The 16,592-nt window shown below is 73.3% G+C and carries 13 protein-coding genes; 8 read left to right on the forward strand and 5 right to left on the reverse strand.

What is annotated here, in order from left to right; all coding sequences use genetic code 11:
- Positions 1 to 353: 353 nt before the first annotated feature.
- Positions 354 to 1,244: an oxidoreductase gene (locus ACFY4B_RS30630; RefSeq protein WP_074001781.1), complete on the reverse strand. Its 891-nt coding sequence runs from the start codon at positions 1,242 to 1,244 to the stop codon at positions 354 to 356.
- 216 nt (positions 1,245 to 1,460) lie between these two features.
- Here ACFY4B_RS30630 and ACFY4B_RS30635 point away from each other — a divergent pair, with 216 nt between their 5' ends.
- From ACFY4B_RS30635 to ACFY4B_RS30665, 7 genes are all read left to right on the forward strand, one after another.
- Positions 1,461 to 2,468, forward strand: coding sequence for an ATP-binding protein (locus ACFY4B_RS30635; RefSeq protein WP_049652142.1), 1,008 nt, complete (start codon positions 1,461 to 1,463; stop codon positions 2,466 to 2,468).
- Positions 2,469 to 2,921: 453 nt separating this feature from the next.
- Entirely contained in the window at positions 2,922 to 5,354 is a 2,433-nt protein-coding gene (locus ACFY4B_RS30640; RefSeq protein ID WP_387973426.1) for a SulP family inorganic anion transporter, read from the forward strand.
- A gap of 264 nt (positions 5,355 to 5,618) precedes the next feature.
- The gene (gene acs, locus ACFY4B_RS30645; protein WP_387973429.1) at positions 5,619 to 7,577 is read left to right on the forward strand and encodes an acetate--CoA ligase; all 1,959 of its coding nucleotides are present in this window, start codon (positions 5,619 to 5,621) and stop codon (positions 7,575 to 7,577) included.
- A 454-nt stretch (positions 7,578 to 8,031) separates the two neighbouring features.
- Positions 8,032 to 9,438: a Na+/H+ antiporter NhaA gene (nhaA, locus tag ACFY4B_RS30650; RefSeq protein WP_387973432.1), complete on the forward strand. Its 1,407-nt coding sequence runs from the start codon at positions 8,032 to 8,034 to the stop codon at positions 9,436 to 9,438.
- 249 nt (positions 9,439 to 9,687) lie between these two features.
- The gene (locus ACFY4B_RS30655) at positions 9,688 to 10,164 is read left to right on the forward strand and encodes a phage holin family protein (RefSeq protein ID WP_049652144.1); all 477 of its coding nucleotides are present in this window, start codon (positions 9,688 to 9,690) and stop codon (positions 10,162 to 10,164) included.
- 221 nt (positions 10,165 to 10,385) lie between these two features.
- Positions 10,386 to 11,477, forward strand: coding sequence for an alpha/beta fold hydrolase (locus ACFY4B_RS30660; RefSeq protein WP_049652145.1), 1,092 nt, complete (start codon positions 10,386 to 10,388; stop codon positions 11,475 to 11,477).
- A 231-nt stretch (positions 11,478 to 11,708) separates the two neighbouring features.
- Positions 11,709 to 11,909: a hypothetical protein gene (locus ACFY4B_RS30665; RefSeq protein WP_049652146.1), complete on the forward strand. Its 201-nt coding sequence runs from the start codon at positions 11,709 to 11,711 to the stop codon at positions 11,907 to 11,909.
- 103 nt (positions 11,910 to 12,012) lie between these two features.
- On the opposite strand, the gene ACFY4B_RS30670 is transcribed toward ACFY4B_RS30665, so the two are convergent.
- From ACFY4B_RS30670 to nth, 4 genes are all read right to left on the reverse strand, one after another.
- Complete coding sequence (locus ACFY4B_RS30670; RefSeq protein WP_049652147.1) at positions 12,013 to 12,714, reverse strand: metal-dependent hydrolase; 702 nt, start codon at positions 12,712 to 12,714, stop codon at positions 12,013 to 12,015.
- A gap of 152 nt (positions 12,715 to 12,866) precedes the next feature.
- Positions 12,867 to 14,054 carry a MarP family serine protease gene (locus ACFY4B_RS30675; protein ID WP_049652148.1) on the reverse strand — a complete coding sequence of 396 codons (1,188 nt, stop codon included), beginning with the start codon at positions 14,052 to 14,054 and terminating at the stop codon, positions 12,867 to 12,869.
- Between the two features lie 46 nt (positions 14,055 to 14,100).
- The gene (locus ACFY4B_RS30680; protein ID WP_049652149.1) at positions 14,101 to 14,874 is read right to left on the reverse strand and encodes a CoA pyrophosphatase; all 774 of its coding nucleotides are present in this window, start codon (positions 14,872 to 14,874) and stop codon (positions 14,101 to 14,103) included.
- Positions 14,871 to 15,764, reverse strand: a complete 894-nt coding sequence (nth, locus tag ACFY4B_RS30685) for an endonuclease III (RefSeq protein WP_082345768.1) — start codon at positions 15,762 to 15,764, stop codon at positions 14,871 to 14,873. The genes ACFY4B_RS30680 and nth overlap by 4 nt, the downstream gene beginning before the upstream one ends.
- 123 nt (positions 15,765 to 15,887) lie before the next feature.
- Between nth and ACFY4B_RS30690 the strand changes: the two genes are divergently transcribed.
- A complete protein-coding gene (locus ACFY4B_RS30690) occupies positions 15,888 to 16,520 on the forward strand; it encodes a DNA-binding response regulator (RefSeq protein WP_387973437.1) in 633 nt (210 codons plus the stop codon).
- The last annotated feature ends 72 nt before the right edge of the window (positions 16,521 to 16,592 follow it).

Here is a 16,592-nt window from a genome sequence, read left to right on the forward strand (position 1 = left end):
AACGGTCAATCGGGACAGACTTCTCTTTTCGGGTTCCCCTTTCCCCCGAAACGCGATACAAATGAAGCACGGCCCGCGAGACCCGGTCAGGACCTTAAGAGGTCAAACCGACAACGCAGTTCAGGCCCCACGGACCGCACGTACAGATATCCGGGCACCCACATGCAGCCGACCCGCTGTCGGGCCGCCGGACCAGACGAACGGGCAGGATCCCCGTCTGATCGGCACTTCCGGTGCATGCATGGTCACCCGGTATCTGCACCAGCGGCGGCACCCGGCAGGAGCAGGTGCCGCCGCATCCTCGTCTCCGCGCGCCCCCTCTCGGGGCGCGCGCGCCGTCCCGGTCGGGGCGCTCAGACCATCCCGCGCTGCATCGCCTCGCAGACCGCCGTGCTCTCCCGCACCCCGAGCCGCAGCGCCCGACCGCTGTACGCGATCCAGGCCGCCATCCCCTCAGGGGTTCCCGCCAGGTAGCCGGCCAGGGCTCGGCGGTGGGCGGCGGTGCCCAGCTCGGCCAGGCCGACCTCGGCCGGGCAGATCGACTTCGGGTCGAGCCCCTCGGCGATCAGCACGATCCGCTGGGCGGCCCGCGCGATCACGCCGTTGTGGGCGCCGAACGGCCGCAGCGCGAGCAGTTCGCCGTGCACCACCGAGGCCACGACGAGGGCCGGCGTGCCCACGCCCTGGCCCTCCGCACGCGCCACCAGCAGCCGGGAGAGCTGGTCGAGCCGGGCCGCGACCTCCTCCGCACCCGGAGCGGGCGGCAGCACGGGCGGCGGCCCGTCGACGGCCTCGACCTCGACGCTCTCCACCGGCTCCAGCTCCTGCGGGAACAGCACCTCCGCGCCCTCCCCGGCCCGCCGCGGGCGCCCGGCGGCCGGATCGCCGTCGCCGACCGCGAGCAGGTGCAGCCGGGCCAGCACCTGGAGCGGCGAGTGCCGCCAGATGCTGAGCAGCTGGCCGGCCTCGGCGGCGATCCGCAGGGCCGCGCCGACCGTCCGGGCCTCGGGGTCCGCGCCGAAGTCGCTGCGGCGGCGGACCTCCTCCAGCGGCCAGTCGGCCCCGGCCAGGGCCGCCGACGCGCGGGCGCCGCGCAGCGCGGACTCGGAGGTGACCTCGGCCGCGCGGCGGCGCATCACCCGGTGGCCGTAGAGCCGGTCGACGGCCTTGCGCACCTCGGCGACCGCGTCGGGCACCCCGGGGAGCTGGGCCAGCGGGGCGAGGGGATCAGTTCCAGTGCTCACCTACCCGAGAGTAATGAACGGGCCGCCCCTCCCGGAACAGCAACCCCGCATCACCCGTTAGAGGCAATCCTCACTTCCCGCCCCCGGCGACACCCAAACCCCGGCTAGCATGGCCGCTATCGGAGACGATAACGATTTCCAACTAGGGGCGGCGTCGCGCGACCCCTGGGCGGACGGCCCGCAGCGAGGGCCCTGAGCGAGAGCCGGAGTCCCCAGATGAAGATCGCCTTCGTCGGCAAGGGCGGCAGCGGGAAGACCACGCTGTCCGCGCTGTTCATCCGCCACCTGGCAGCCCTGGGCCGGCCGGTCGTCGCCGTGGACGCCGACATCAACCAGCACCTGGGCCCCGCACTGGGCCTGACGGACGATCAGGCCGCCGCCCTGCCCTCACTGGGCGGGCACCTGCCGGAGATCAAGGAGTACCTGCGCGGCAGCAACCCGCTCATCCGCTCCTCCGACGAGATGATCAAAACCACGCCGCCCGGCCGCGGTTCGCGGCTGCTGCGGATCGTCGAGGAGAACCCGGTCTACGCCGCCTGCGCCCGCCCGATCGCGCTGGACGAGGGCTCGGTCCGGCTGCTGGCGACCGGCGCGTTCACCGAGGAGGACCTCGGGGTGGCCTGCTACCACTCCAAGGTCGGCGCGGTGGAGCTGCTGCTCAACCACCTGCTGGACGGCCCGGGCGAGTACCTGGTGACCGACATGACCGCGGGCTCGGACTCCTTCGCCTCCGGCCTGTTCACCCGCTTCGACCTGACCTTCCTGGTCGCCGAACCGACCCGCAAGGGCGTCTCCGTCTACCGCCAGTACAAGGACTACGCCCGCGACTTCGGCGTGCGGCTGCGGGTGGTCGGCAACAAGGTGCAGGGGCCGGACGACCTGGCCTTCCTGCGCCGCGAGGTCGGCGACGACCTGCTCACCACCTTCCGGCAGTCGGACTGGGTGCGCCGCCTGGAGCAGGGCGCCGAACCGCCGCTGAAGTCCCTGGAGACGGCCGACCGGGCCGTGCTGGAGGAGCTGCGGATCGAGGCCGACGCGGCGTACGGGCGGCGGGACGCGCGCCGCTACACCGAGCAGGCGGTGCTCTTCCACCGCCGCAACGCGGAGAGTTGGGCCAACTCCAAGGTCGGCATCGACCTCGCGACCCAGGTGGACGAGGACTTCGTCCTGGGCGGGTTCGCGGACGGCGACACGCGCACCGCCCCGGCGGGCGCCCGCGCCTGACCCCCACCACCGCCGCCGAACGGGCCGCGACCTCCCCCGCTCCGGGAGGTCGCGGCCCGTTCGCCGCGCCCGGCCCCGGAGCCGACCCCGGCGGACGGGAGCCACGACCGCTGCGACCAGCAGATTCCCGACCGTTAGGCCACCACCCATTGGGGTGAATCAGGGGGTTTTCCGCTTCCCTCCCGGAACCACGCTGTGCAAAGCTTTCATTACCCTTGGTTTACCGAGTCTTGATGGTTCGCCCGGTGGCCCCCGGTGAGACGTCCCGCACCTCGCCCGAAGCCCTGGCGGGCCTGATGGTCAACGCCGGCCGGTGACACCCGCACTCCCCCGCCGCGCCCACGCCATCCCGCCACACCGTCGCGCCCACGACAGCCGATCCGCCCCGGAGCCCCACCCCGGATTCACCGCCGGACCTGACTGCGTTCGCTCCCCCGGACAGACGGGAAGACAATGACCCTCGACATCTCCAGTGCCCCCATCGCCTCCGACACCACCGACCACGCGCCGCCGGGCGCGGGCCCCCGCATCCGGTGGGCCCAGGACCTCTCCGCGTCCCTCGTGGTCTTCCTGATCGCCGTGCCGTTCTCCCTCGGCATCGCGCTCGCCACCGGCGCCCCGCTCACCGCCGGCCTGGCCGCCGCGGCCGTGGGCGGCATCGTGGTCGGGCTGTTCGGCGGCACACCGCTCCAGGTCAGCGGCCCCTCGGCGGCGCTGACGGTGATCACCGCCGGACTGATCGCCCAGTACGGCTGGCGGGCCACCTGCGCCATCACCGTCGCCGCCGGACTGCTCCAACTCCTGCTCGGCGCACGCCGGGTGGCCCGGACCGCGCTCGCCGTCTCGCCCGCGATCGTGCACGGCATGCTGGCGGGGGTCGGGATCACCATCGCCATCGCGCAGCTGCACGTCGTCCTCGGCGGCTCGCCGCAGAGCTCCGCGATCGCCGACATCCTGGCCCTTCCCGGCCAGTTGGCCGGCCCGCACCCACCCGCACTGCTGGCCGGCGCGGTGACCGTGGCCGTCCTGGTCGGCTGGCCCCGGCTCGGCCGACTGCCCGGCCGAGCGGGCGAGTTCGGCGCCCGGCTGGCCAGGGTCCCCGGCCCGCTGGCCGGGGTCGCACTGGCCACCGCCCTCGTGTTCGCCCTGGACCTGCGGCTCGCCCACATCGAGCCGCCCGCCTGGCGGCCGCAGGCGCTCCTGCCCGCGCTGCCGCACGGCCCGGTCCTCGGGCTGCTCGCCGCCGTCCTCACCGTCACCGCCGTGGCCAGCGTGGAGTCGCTGCTGTCCGCCGTCGCGACCGACCGGATGTCCCGCCGCACCGGCGACCTCGACCGCGAACTGCGTGGGCAGGGCCTCGCCAACCTGGTGAGCGGACTGGTCGGCGGGCTGCCGGTCGCCGGGGGCGCGGTGCGCAGCACCGCCAACGTGCGGGCCGGTGGCCAGACCAGGTGGGCCTCGGTGCTGCACGGCGTCTGGGTGCTGGCCGCCGCGCTGGCGCTGACCGGCGGACTGCGCCGGATCCCCCTGGCCGCGCTCGCCGCGCTGGTGCTGGTGGTCGGGCTGCAGATGGTGAGCTTCGCGCACATCCGCAAGGTGCACCGGCACCGCGAGTTCCCGGTCTACCTGATCACCGTGCTCGGCGTGGTGGCCGCCGGCGTGTTGTGGGGCGTCGCGATCGGCGCCGGCACCGCCGTCCTGCTCGCCCTCTACCGGCTGACCCGCGCCCACGTGGACGTGGAGACCGGCCCCGGGGGCGCGGTCACCGTCCGGACGCACGGCCCGCTCACCTTCACCACCGTGCCCCGGCTCGGTCGGGCACTGGCCGGCATCCCGGCCGGGGCCGAGGTCACCGTGGTCCACGACGGCTCCTTCCTGGACCACGCCGCGTACGAGACGCTGCACACCTGGCGGGCCGGGCACCAGGAGGCGGGCGGCCTGGTCTCGATGGTGACGCGCCGCCAGGACGACGAGGTGCTCGACCCGGACGGCACCGTGCGTGCGGGCAGTTCACCGGGCCCGCACCGCTGCCGGGCCTGGACGCCCTGGGTCGGCCACCACTGCATCGAGCAGCAGGAGGACCCGCACGGCCGACTGCTGGACGGCGTCCGGGTGTTCCAGCTGCACACCGCCCCGCTGGTCCGGCCGGAACTCGCCCGGCTGGCGCGCGAGGGGCAGACGCCCTCCCAACTCTTCCTGACCTGCGCGGACTCCCGGATGGTCACCAGCATGATCACCAACAGCGGTCCGGGGGACCTGTTCACCGTGCGGAACGTGGGCAACCTGGTGCCGGCCCCGCACGAACCCGGCGCGGCGGACGACTCGGTGGCCGCCGCGGTGCAGTACGCGGTCGAGGTGCTGGAGGTGCGCTCGATCACGGTCTGCGGCCACTCCGGCTGCGGCGCGATGCAGGCCCTGCTGGACGGCGTGCACGAGCGCCCCGGGCCGCCCACCCCGCTGACCCGCTGGCTGCGCAACGGCCGCGGCTCGCTGGACCGGCTCCGACGGGTCCCGGCGGAGTTCGCCGCCCGGCCCGCGGTGGACGTCGTGGAGCAGCTCTGCATCACCAACGTGGTCCAGCAGCTGGACCAGTTGCTGGCCAACCCGGCGGTGGAGCGCCGGGTCGAGGAGGGCACCCTGCGGCTGGTCGGGATGTACTTCGACCTCGCGACGGCCCAGGCCTACGTCCTCGACCGGGCAGCCGGGACGTTCAGCCCGGTCGAGGCCCGCACCGGGAAGGACGCGAACGGAATCGAACACCACACCGAGGCCCCCATCGGAACCGGCCCCGATGTCCGGCCGAACACAGCATCGGCCGAACGGGTGAGGGAGGATGATCGGGTTCCGGTCGAGGGCGGCGAGGAGGGCCCCCGGCTGGCCGCCTGAGAGCCGGGTCCGTGTCCCCGCCGGGCGGGCCGGGGCACGGGCCCACCCACCCCCGAACGGCCGTCCGGTCCTCCGCGGCGGACCGGACGCGAGGCCGGCCGGTCGCCGGTCGGCCGCCGCCCGGCCGTCGGTCAAAGGTCTACACCAATTCACAGGAGCCTCTTGTCAACTGCCCCGTTCGCCTGGTGAGCTGTGCGCTGGGACACACGGGACAATCCCCACGCACGGGATCGCCCCCGATCATGACTCGATGAGGAGTGCGCGTTGAGCAACGAGAGCCTGGCCAACCTGCTCAAGGAGGAGCGGCGCTTCGCCCCTCCGGCAGAGCTCGCCGCCGCCGCCAACGTCACCGTGGCCGCGTACGCGCAGGCCTCCGAGGACCGTCTGGGCTTCTGGGCCGAGCAGGCCCGTCGCCTCACCTGGGCCGTCGAGCCGACCGAGACCCTCGACTGGTCCAACCCTCCCTTCGCCAAGTGGTTCGCCGACGGCAAGCTCAATGTCGCGTACAACTGCGTCGACCGCCACGTGGAGAACGGCCTGGGCGACCGGGTCGCCATCCACTTCGAGGGCGAGCCCGGCGACGGCCGTTCGATCACGTACGCCCAGCTCAAGGACGAGGTCTCGCAGGCCGCGAACGCGCTGCTGGAGCTCGGCGTCCGCAAGGGCGACCGGGTCGCCGTCTACCTGCCGATGATCGCCGAGGCGGTCGTCGCGATGCTCGCCTGCGCCCGGATCGGCGCCACCCACTCGGTGGTCTTCGGCGGCTTCTCCTCCGACGCCGTCGCCTCCCGCATCCAGGACGCCGAGGCCAAGCTCGTCATCACCGCCGACGGCGGCTACCGGCGCGGCAAGCCCTCCGCCCTCAAGCCGGCCATCGACGAGGCGCTCACCAAGGCCGACGGCGTCGAGCACGTCCTGGTGGTCCGCCGCACCGGGCAGGACATCCCGTGGACCGAGGGCCGCGACGTCTGGTGGCACGAGATCACCGCGCGCCAGTCCACCGAGCACACCCCCGAGGCGCACGACGCCGAGCACCCGCTGTTCATCCTCTACACCTCGGGCACCACCGGTAAGCCCAAGGGCATCCTGCACACCTCGGGCGGCTACCTCACCCAGGCCAGCTACACCCACCACGCGGTCTTCGACCTCAAGCCGGAGACCGACGTCTACTGGTGCACCGCCGACATCGGCTGGGTCACCGGCCACTCGTACATCGTCTACGGGCCGCTCTCCAACGGCGCCACCCAGGTCATCTACGAGGGCACCCCGGACACCCCGCACCAGGGCCGGTTCTGGGAGATCGTCCAGAAGTACGGCGTGACCATCCTCTACACCGCGCCGACCGCGATCCGCACCTTCATGAAGTGGGGCGACGACATCCCCGCGAAGTTCGACCTGTCCTCGCTGCGGGTGCTGGGCAGCGTCGGCGAGCCGATCAACCCCGAGGCCTGGATCTGGTACCGGGAGCACATCGGCGGCGGCACGTGTCCGATCGTGGACACCTGGTGGCAGACCGAGACGGGCGCCATCATGATCAGCCCGCTGCCGGGCGTCACCGAGACCAAGCCGGGCTCGGCCCAGCGCGCCCTGCCGGGCATCGCGGCCACCGTGGTGGACGACAACGCCGCCGAGGTGCCGAACGGCTCCGGCGGCTACCTGGTGCTCACCGAGCCGTGGCCGTCCATGCTGCGCACCATCTGGGGCGACGACCAGCGCTACATCGACACCTACTGGTCGCGCTTCGAGGGCCGCTACTTCGCCGGTGACGGCGCCAAGAAGGACGAGGACGGGGACATCTGGCTGCTCGGCCGGGTGGACGACGTCATGCTCGTCTCGGGCCACAACATCTCGACCACCGAGGTCGAGTCGGCCCTGGTCGGCCACCCGTCCGTGGCCGAGTCCGCCGTGGTCGGCGCGACCGACGCCACCACCGGCCAGGCCATCGTCGCCTTCGTGATCCTGCGCGGCGGTGCCACCGAGAGCCCCGAGCTGGTCGAGGAGCTGCGGGCCCACGTCGGCCGCACGCTCGGCCCGATCGCCAAGCCGAAGCAGATCAAGGTGGTCGGCGAGCTGCCGAAGACCCGCTCCGGCAAGATCATGCGCCGCCTGCTGCGCGACATCGCCGAGGGCCGCGAGGTCGGTGACACCACCACCCTGGCGGACAGCACGGTGATGAGCCAGATCCAGGCCCAGCTGCCGTCCTCGGACAACGGCAACGGCTGAGCCCACCGGGCCGGCGGCCGCTGACCCTCCGGGTCCGCGACGGCTGACCCACTGAGACAACGGCTGTGCCCCGGACGGTGATCCCCGTCCGGGGCACAGCCGTTTCGCCATCCGTTTCGTCAGCCGTACGACAACCGTCTCGTCGGCCGTCTCGTCGGCCGTCTCGCCGGTCGTTCCGCCGGTCGTTCCGTCAACCGCCGCTTCCGCACCCGTTCGGATACAGAGCGGCCGTTCGGGTGCCGGGTCGCTGCTCCTCCGGAGTGCAGAACCGGCCCGTAGGGCTTAAGTCCTTGGATAGGACAATCCGGATGTCACCCAAACGTCCCGCTAGACTATTAAGGACGCATCAAGATCCCTGACGGGAGTCGCGGGCGTCACAGGGCGCGCCGGGAAGTCTGGTCGGCAACTGCACCACCCGTGCATCCGTTGCCGCTCCCAGCCCCAGGAGGTCCCCGTGACCGACCAGCCGCCCGTCCACGAGCCGACGAACCGCCGCCGGCAGTTCCTCGGCCGGCTGTCACTGCCCGAGCGCACCTTCATCACCGACGCCCTGCGCACCGAGACGGTCGGCGGCATGCTGCTGCTGGGCGCCGCCGTCATCGCGCTGATCTGGGCCAACGTCTGGCCGCAGGCCTACCAGAGCGTGCTCGACTACACCGTCGGCCCCTCCGCCCCGCTCCACCTCGACCTCTCCCTGGCCACCTGGGCCAAGGACGGCCTGCTGACGATCTTCTTCTTCGTCGCCGGGATCGAGCTCAAGCGCGAGTTCGTCGCGGGTGAGCTGCGCACACCCAGTGCCGCGCTGCTGCCCGTGGTCGCCGCCGTCTGCGGGGTGGCGCTGCCCGCGATCCTCTTCGCCCTGGTGAACTCCGGCCCCGGCGGGCACCCCGGCGGCTGGGCGATCCCGACCGCCACCGACATCGCCTTCGCGCTCGGCGTGCTGGCCGTGGTCGGCAGCCACCTGCCGTCCGCGCTGCGCGCCTTCCTGCTCACCCTGGCGGTCGTCGACGACCTGATCGCGATCCTGATCATCGCGATCTTCTACAGCCACGGCATCAAGTTCTGGGCGCTCGGCCTCGCCTTCGCCGGGCTGGTGCTGTTCTGGTTCCTGCACCGGCGCGGTGTCCACGGCTGGTACCTCTTCGTGCCGCTGGCCGTCGTGAACTGGGCGCTGATGCACGAGAGCGGCATCCACGCCACGGTGGCGGGCGTCGCGATGGGCCTGATGCTGCGCTGCCACCGGGAGGGCGACGAGCAGCACTCCCCCGGCGAGCACATCGAGCACCTGGTCCGCCCGTTCTCGGCCGGCCTGGCCGTCCCGGTGTTCGCCCTGTTCTCGGCCGGCGTGGCCGTCTCCGGTCCGAAGCTGCGCGAGGTGTTCACCCAGGCCGCACCGCTCGGCATCGTGATCGGTCTGCTGGTCGGCAAGTCGGTGGGCGTGCTGGGCGGCGCCTGGCTGACCGCCCGGTTCACCAGGGCCGAGCTGAACCCGCGGCTCAAGTGGGCCGACATGGTCGCGGTCTCGGTGCTCGCGGGCATAGGTTTCACCGTCTCGCTGCTGATCAGCGAGCTGGCCTTCCCGGACGACCCGGCGCTCGCCGCCCGGGCCAAGACGGCCGTGCTGGTCGGCTCGGTGCTCGCCGCGGCGGTCGCCACGGTCCTGCTGAAGCTGCGCAACCGGCACTACCGCGAGCTGTGCGAGGAGGAGGACCGGGACCTGGACGGGGACGGTGTCCCGGACGTCTACCAGGAGGACGACCCGGCCTGGCGGGCACGGGTCGGCGAGGCGGCCCACCCGACGACCGACGAGGGGCAGGACCCCTCCCCCGGCCCCCGGGACCGGCCTGGCCAGCCCGGCTGAGGCACCTGGGAGCCCCCTGGAGAACCCCTCCGGAAGAGCGCCCCGCAAACCCCTCCGGGAGGCCTCCGGAGCGCCCCGGCCGCCGGGACACGTCCCTCCGGCGGGGCCCCGGAGTGGTGTCCGACTGACCGGTAGGGGCATGATTCTGAGCTGTCGACAACCCACAGACGCCTCCGGACCCCCCACCGGCCCCCGGAACCGCACACCCGCGGCGGCGTCACGCCGTACAGCCGCAGAGGAGAACCGCTGATGCCCGCAGGAGCCGCAGACCCGTCCAGCAACGGCCGGGCGCCCTACGAGGGCGAGCGTTCGGTGGGGCAGCTGTTCGCGGCGGCCACCGCCGACCTGTCCGCGCTGGTCCACGACGAGATCGCGCTCGCCAAGTCCGAGATCCGGGCGGACGTCAAGCGCGGCGTCTCGGGCGGCGTCTCGCTGATCGTCGCCGGCGTGGTGGCGCTGTTCTCCATCCCGATGCTGAGCGCCGCGGCGGCCTTCGGCATCCACGCGCTGGGCCTGTCGCTGGGCTGGTCCTTCCTGATCGTGGCGGGCGCCTACCTGCTGCTCGCGGTGCTGCTCGGGATGCTGGCCTGGCGCTCGTTCAAGAAGATCGAGAAGCCGGTGCGCACCATCGAGGGCGCCCAGAAGACCGCCGACGTGCTGAAGAACGCCCGGCCGCGCCCGGCCACCCAGGAGGAGATCGACCGGGCCTTCGGCCGCATCCCGTAAACCGGCGCCCGGCAACCGGCGCCCGGCAACCGGCGCCCGGTAACCGGCGCCCCATAACCGGCGTCCCGTCACCGACCAGGCGCCGCCGGGGCTGCGGCAGGACGACGCCAGGGCAGCAGGGCAACAGCAAGGGGCGGACGGCGCCGCGTCGACGGGCGCCGGACCGGCCGACAACGAGTGCCGGGCACGTGTCCGACGCGCGGATGTGACACGCTCTCGGTATGCCGCTTGACCAGACGCCCGTGCCCGCGCAGCCGTCCGCCGACTCCGGCCCCGACTCCGGTCCTGACTCCGGCGCCGGGCTCACTCCCGAAGGCCCCGAAGGCCCCGGCGGCCCCGGCGCCGCCTCCGAGGACACCGGCCCCGAGGACAACAGTCCGCTCTCCGCCGGGACCTCGGCGGAGAGCGGCGAGGCCTGGAACGTCCGGCAGCCCGGCCCGTGGACGCACCGCGACCTCGCGGCCAACGGCGCCCGCTTCCACATCGCCGAGCTGGGCTCCGGCCCGCTGGTGCTGCTGGTGCACGGCTGGCCCGAGTACTGGTGGGCCTGGCGCCACCAGCTGACCGCGCTCGCCGAGGCCGGCTACCGGGCGGTGGCGCTCGACCTGCGCGGCATAGGCGGCAGCGACCGCACCCCGCGGGGGTACGACCCTGGCAACCTCGCCCTGGACATCACCGGGGTGATCCGCTCGCTCGGCGAGCGCCGGGCGCACCTGGTCGGGCACGCCTCCGGCGGCACCCTGGCCTGGGTGGCGGCGGTGATGCGGCCGTCCGTCATCCAGAGCCTCACCGTGGTCTCCGCCGCACACCCGCGGGACCTGCGCCGCGCGCTGCTGACCGACCGCCGGCAGTTCGCCGCCTTCGACCACGTGCTGGGCTTCCAGCGGCCGTGGATACCGGAACGCCGCCTGGTGGCCGACGACGCCGAGCTGGTCGGCCGCTACCTGACCTCCTGGACCGGTCCGAACGGCCTGGACGAGGCCGCGCTGCACGCGTACCGGCAGGCGATCCAGATCCCCAGCACCGCCCACTGCTCGATCGAGCCGTACCGCTGGCTGCTGCGCTCGATGGCCCGGCCGGACGGCATCCAGTTCGCCCGGCGGATGAAGAAGCCGATCACCGCGCCGACCCTGCACGTCCAGGGCGCCGCGGACCCGGTGCTGCTGTCGCACACCGCGCTCGGCGGCGGCGAGTACGTCGCGGCGCCGTACCGCTGGCGGCTGCTGCCGGGGGTCGGGCACTTCCCGCACGAGGAGGCGCCGGAGGAGTTCACCGCCGAGCTGCTGGACTGGATCGGCCGCCACAAGGAGTGACCCGGTACGGTCCCGCCCGGTGCGGCCGCACGAACCGGGGGCACGGCCGTACGGAATGGGGGGCACGGTCGCACCGAGCCGGGACGCGGCCGTACGTGCGGTCCACGGGGCGGGCTCTCGGCCCCAACTCCCCTATCTTTACGCTCATATGACAACCGCATAGGCCAATTTCGGCGAGGCCCGGGCGGTTACCTCCACCGGCCCAGGGGCATCCCTTCCGGTATGAGTTGGATGCCCGAAAGCGGCGGCGCCCCGCGCGGCCGACGTCACAACAGCCCCCAGCGCTCCGCCCACCGGCCCGACCGGGCGGACGACCTCGGTTTCGACGGCCCCGACGGCCGTCAGCGCACGGAGCGGCGGCAGCTCGGCATCCCCCGCATCCTCGGCCGGCGCGCCCGCTGGGTGGGCGCACGACTGCGGCGCGAGACCTGAGGCCTCGCGCCGCGTCCACCATCGGCCGGTGCGCCGGGCGCCGGAAGCGCCCGGCGGGCCCGGCGGGCCCGTTCAGTTCACCGTCGTCACAGACACCGTCGCCTCAGTTCACGATCGTCGGCGACAGCGCGGTGAACCAGAGCAGGACGAAGGTCGCCACCGACATGATCGGCACCAGCACCTTGGTCTCGACGCTGTTCCCGCTGCGCTTGATCAGCACGACCTCGTAGCGCTCCTTGTGCGGCCAGAGCAGCGGCGCGCCCTTCTTGGTCAGGCAGTCGCCGAGCAGGTGCGCCAGCGTGCCCAGGGCCACCGCGTACGGCAGCCAGCCGGGCGAGTTGGGCATCCAGGTGTTCATCCCGAAGGTGCCGAGCGCGGCCAGGCCGATGACGGTGATCCACGCCTCCGGGCCGTCGCCCGGCGGGCAGAGCCGCAGCGCCCGGATCGCGAGCGCCAGCAGGAAGAAGGTCAGCCCGAGGGTGAAGTAGCGGCCCAGGTAGGTGACCCCGGCCCAGGTGCCGGCGCCCATCAGCGCGACGAACAGCAGCGAGTGGGTGGCGTGCCGGTGGCCGCCGGAGATCCAGGCCACGAACCGGCAGAGCATCTTGGAGACCGGACCGAGGAAGTTGGCGATCGAGCCGTCGTGGTGGTCGAGGTCCGGCAGCAGGGCCGCGCCCGCGCACAGCACCGTGCCCATCAGTATGTCCGCGGGCTGCAGGGTGGTGTGCAGCAGCAGCGGGGGCAGGAAGGGGGCCGAGGCCGCGTACAGCATCGCCCCGCTCACCGCGTGCGAGTGACCCATCATCGGACTGCCACGACCTCCTGTCGGGCCCACCCGGGACGGCGCCCGGTTGAGCCGAACGGGTGAGCGCGGCCGAGGCTACCAGTGCCGTCTGACGGAGCGACGGATATCGGCCGCTCCGGCCCGGCGCGACTCCCCCGGGCTCCGGCCCCCGGTCAGAGCGCGCAGCCCTGGGTGTCCACCCGGGCGGTCGCGGCGCCGCCCTGCACGGCGTCCTCGCGCACCTCGGCCGCGGTCAGCACGTAGCCGGTGTCCGCGCTGTCCAGGGACTTGGCGAAGACCACGCCGTACACCTCGCCGTCCGGGGTGAGCAGCGGTCCGCCGCTGTTGCCCTGCCGGACCAGCGAACGCACCGAGTAGACGTCGCGGACCACCTGGCCGCGGTGGTAGATGTCCGGGCCGTTGGCCTGGATCCGGCCGCGGATGCGGGCCGGCTGGACGTTGAAGGCGCCGTTCTCCGGGAAGCCGGCCACGATCGCGCTGTCGTTGGTCCTGGCCTCGCCCGCGAAGGCCAGCGGGGGCGCGTTCAGCTTGGGCACGTCCAGGACGGCGATGTCGCGCTGCCAGTCGTAGCGGACCACCGTCGCGTCGTACAGCTGGCCGACGCCGCCGATCTGCACGGTCGGCTCGTTGACCCCGCCGACCACGTGGGCGTTGGTCATCACCCGGTGCGGGGCGAAGACGAAGCCGCTGCCCTCCAGGGTCTTGCCGCAGGAGGTCGCCGTGCCGACCACCTTGACCAGGCTCTGCCGGGCCCGCGCCACCGCCGGGCTGCCGGCCAGCGCGGGGTCGGGGCTGTCGACCTGGGTGATCGGCTCGTGCTCGAAGGGGTTGAAGACCTGCGGGAAGCCGTTGCGGGCGAGCACCTTGGAGAAGTCCGAGAACCAGTTCGGCGCGTCGTCGGGCAGCGCGTTCTGCACCCCGCCGAGGACCGCCGAGGACCGGACCTGCTTGGAGACCGTCGGGAGCGACGCCCCGGCCAGCGCCGAACCGATCAGCCAGGCCACCAGCAGCATCGAGACGACGTTCACCACCGCGCCGCCGCTCGCGTCCAGCACCCGGGCCGGACGGCGCCCGATGTGCCCGCGCAGCTTCCAGCCGAAGTGCGCGGTGACCGCCTGGCCGATCGCGGCGAGGACGATCACCACCACCACGGCCACCACCGAGGCCGTCGTGCCGGGGCCGATGTGGTCGAGCAGCAGCAGCGGCAGCAGCTCGACGGCGAGCAGGCCGCCACCGAGGAAGCCGACCAGTGAGAGCACGCCGACCACGAAGCCCTGCCGGTAGCCCGACACGGCGAATGCCACGGCCGCGGCGATCAGCAGCACATCCAGGACGTTCACTCGGACACCCTCCCACGGCCCGCGCGCCGGACGCGCCGGCGGCCCGTCACGAAGCGTCGGCGTCGCCGCCCGGCAGCACCCGGGAGTGTTCGAGGTCGCCCTGGACCAGGGCCAGCGCCTCGTCCGACAGGTCGACGACCTTGGACGGGTCCCAGGGCAGCTCCAGGCCGCTGTGGTGCAGCACCCGGTCGATCACCCCGGCGGTGAAGCCCCAGACCAGCCGCCCGGCGACCGCGAAGGCGGGCCCGACGTGCCCGGACGGATGGCGCAGCCGCACCCGGTTCTCCGGGTCCGCCAGCTCCGCGACGGTGACCCGGAACACCGCGCCGGTCTCCGCCGCGTCCACCGGGCGCACCGGCGACTCCTCGCGCCACCAGCCGAGCACCGGGGTCACCACGAAGCTGCTCACCGGGATGTACAGCCTGGGCAGCTCGGCGAACACCTGCACCCCGGCCGGGTCCAGGCCGGTCTCCTCCCAGGCCTCGCGCAGCGCCGCCGCGATCGGGCCCGGGCCGTTCGGGTCGCCGTCCTCCGGATCCAGCGCGCCGCCCGGGAAGGACGGCTGCCCGGCGTGCGAGCGCAGCGAGCGGGCCCGCTCGATCAGCAGCAGGTCCGGGCCCTGCGGCCCCTCGCCGAACAGCATCAGCACGGCCGCCGGACGGCCGCCCTCGGCCGGTGGCAGGAACCGGCTCAGCTGCTCCGGCATCACCCGCTCGGCCGCCTCCCGGACCGGCTCCAGCCAGGCCGGCAGCCCGTCCAGCTCGATGCCCCGCGCGACTCCCCCGGCCTCCGGCCCGGGGTGCCCGCACCGCCCGCTCACGCGTCCACCGCCAGGTCCGCGACCTGTCCGTGGTGGACGGCGGCGTCCGCGCGGGCGGCCGCCTCCCCGGGGAAGTCGGCCGGCGGCCGCAGCCGCTGCCCGGGCTGGCCGCCCATCTCGTACTTCAACAGCTTGCGTGCCTTCTCCGGGTCGGTCTCCCCCTCGCCGTACGAGGGGCAGAGCGGCGCGATCGGGCAGGCGCCGCAGGCGGGCTTCTGGGAGTGGCAGATCCGGCGGCCGTGGAAGACCACCCGGTGCGAGAGCATCGTCCACTCCGACTTCGGGAAGATCTCGGCGACGGCCGCCTCGACCTTCACCGGGTCGTCCTCGGTGGTCCAGGCGAACCGGCGGGCCAACCGCCCGAAGTGGGTGTCCACGGTGATGCCGGGGACCCCGAAGGCGTTGCCGAGGACGACGTTGGCGGTCTTCCGGCCGACGCCGGGCAGGGTCACCAGGTCGGCCAGCCGACCGGGGACCTCGCCGCCGAACTCGTCGCGCAGCGCTATCGACAGGCCGATGAGCGACTTCGCCTTGTTCCGGAAGAATCCGGTCGGGCGGATGACCTCCTCCAGCTCCTCCGGGTTCGCCGCCGCCATGTCCTCCGGCGTCGGGTACTTCGCGAACAGCGCCGGGGTGGTCTGGTTCACCCGGAGGTCGGTGGTCTGCGCCGACAGCACGGTGGCCACCAGCAGTTGGAAGGGGTTCTCGAAGTCCAGCTCCGGGTGCGCGTACGGGTACAGCTCCGCCAGCTCGCGGTTGATCCGCCGGGCCCGCCGCACCATCGCCAGGTGCGATTCCGGCTTCCTCGGCTTCACCGCCGCCGTCTTCACCGCCGCCGTCCCCGCCACCGGCTTCTTCGCCGCGGCCTTCCGGACCTTGCTCTCTGCCATGCACGAAGGCTACGCCGACCGGAGGACCGCTCGGGGCCGATCAAGCACGGAAACCGGTCCTGGCAAGGCCTGTTGTCTAATGAACTCCGCCCGTGGCCGTCACCTGACAGGGGGAGTGTGCGGATGATCAGGGTCCTGCTGGCAGAGGACATGAGCATGGTGCGCGGCGCGCTGATGGCCCTCCTCGCGTACGAGGAGGACCTGGAGGTCGTCGCCGACGTGGAGCGCGGGGACCAGGTGGTGCCGACCGCCCTGGAGGTGCGCCCGGACGTCGCGGTGCTCGACATCGACCTGCCCGGACTGGACGGGCTGCGGGCGGCCGCCGAACTGCACGAGAAGCTCCCCGGCTGCCGGACGCTGGTCCTCACCGGACTGGTGCGACCCGCCCACCTGCGCGCCGCGCTCTCCGCCCGTGCGCTCGGGTTCCTCGGGAAGGACGCCCCGGCCCGGGATCTGGCCGCGGCGATCCGCAAGGTGGCCGCCGGTGAGCGCGTCGTCGACCCGGAGCTGGCGCTGGCCGCCCTGGACACCCGGGAGAACCCGCTGACGCCCCGGGAGTCGGAGGTCCTGCGGCTCGCGGCGCGGGGGGACTCCGTCAGCGAGATCGCCGCCCGGCTGTTCGTCTCGACGGGCACCGCGCGCAACCACCTGGCCGCCGCGGTGGCCAAGACCGGGGGCCGCGGCCGGGTCGACGCGATCCGGATCGCCGAGGAGATGGGCTGGCTGCCGACGGTGGGTCCGGATCGTTCCCGGTGATCCGCCGACCCGGAGGCGTCGGGTCACCGGATCCACGGATCGACGGATCGACGGGGCGACGGACCATGCGTT

This window comes from Kitasatospora sp. NPDC001261 (assembly GCF_042896795.1).
Classification (GTDB): Bacteria; Actinomycetota; Actinomycetes; order Streptomycetales; family Streptomycetaceae; genus Kitasatospora.